The sequence below is a fragment of the Ligilactobacillus murinus DSM 20452 = NBRC 14221 genome, assembly GCF_001591685.1.
GTDB classification, from domain to species: domain Bacteria; phylum Bacillota; class Bacilli; order Lactobacillales; family Lactobacillaceae; genus Ligilactobacillus; species Ligilactobacillus murinus.
Map to the genome: position 1 here is coordinate 1 of NZ_BCVJ01000121.1, position 1,049 is coordinate 1,049.

Annotated in this window: 2 protein-coding genes; both read right to left on the minus strand. The window is 36.7% G+C overall.

What is annotated here, in order from left to right; all coding sequences use genetic code 11:
• A partial coding sequence (locus tag LMU01S_RS10595; protein WP_169795915.1) for an IS3 family transposase occupies window positions 1-825 on the minus strand: 825 nt, incomplete at its 3' end.
• A partial coding sequence (locus tag LMU01S_RS10055) for a helix-turn-helix domain-containing protein (protein ID WP_156470424.1) occupies window positions 750-1,049 on the minus strand: 300 nt, incomplete at its 5' end. The genes LMU01S_RS10595 and LMU01S_RS10055, both read right to left, overlap by 76 nt.

The window sequence follows — 1,049 nt, forward strand, 5'->3', positions numbered from 1 at the left end:
GACCAACTCTTCTTGTGTTGTATATTCTTTATTGTGATATAGCTCTACTTTCATTGTGTGGAAAAAACTTTCCATGGGTGCATTATCTAAGCACGTTGCCCTACGAGACATGCTTTGAAAGATCCTATTTTCTTTTAGCTTCTTTCGCCATTGGACACTCTGATATTGGACACCTTGATCGCTATGGAGAGTCATACGATAGTTTAATTTAGGTCTAAGTTTTATCAATGCATCCAACGGTTTTACCACGAAGGCTGTTGTTGGATGCTTACTGATACTATAGCTCACTATTTCATCTGTACATAGATCTTTGATAGGTGAAAGATAGACACGTTCTTCTTGTGTCTTATTTCCATACCTAAATTCACTTACGTCAGTCACCATTTTTTGAAATGGTAAATGTGTATCAAAACGTCGATGTAATAAGTTCTTAGCTTTCTTACCTTGTGGTCCAAGGGCAGAATTATATTTTCGCCTTTGTTTATTATACATATGCGCTGATAGGTCATTTTCTCGCATGATGCGACTAACACGCTTATGATTTACTTTTATGCCTTGAGATCGTAATTTCAGTGTTACTGTACGATAACCAAAACACGGGTGCTTTGATTTGACCTCCTTTATAAGCTTTAATAGCTCCTCATCTTTATTTTTTCGCCTGTTTATTCGTTGGGCTTGATAGTAAAATGTACTACGTTTAAGACTAGTGTAAGGTAGTATTTCATCCAATGTATATTTAAATTTTTGCCTTAATTCTTGGATGATTTGATATTTTTCTTGCGATGTCCGCGCTTCTGAACCAAGGCATCGAGTTTTTTTAAGTATTCATTTTCAACCCGTAAAGCACGATTCTCAGCTCGTAAACGTTCTAATTCAGATAATTCTGTTTTTTCTGCTTGTTTATTATTGTTGGTCGTCATGTGTTTAGCCCGTCCTCTTCTAGTAAATAAGGCATCAACACCTTTAGTATCCAATTTACGTTGCCAAGTCGCGATCGTCCCAGGATTACTTATATCAAACTGAAGTGCTGTTTCCGGATAGGAAGCCTT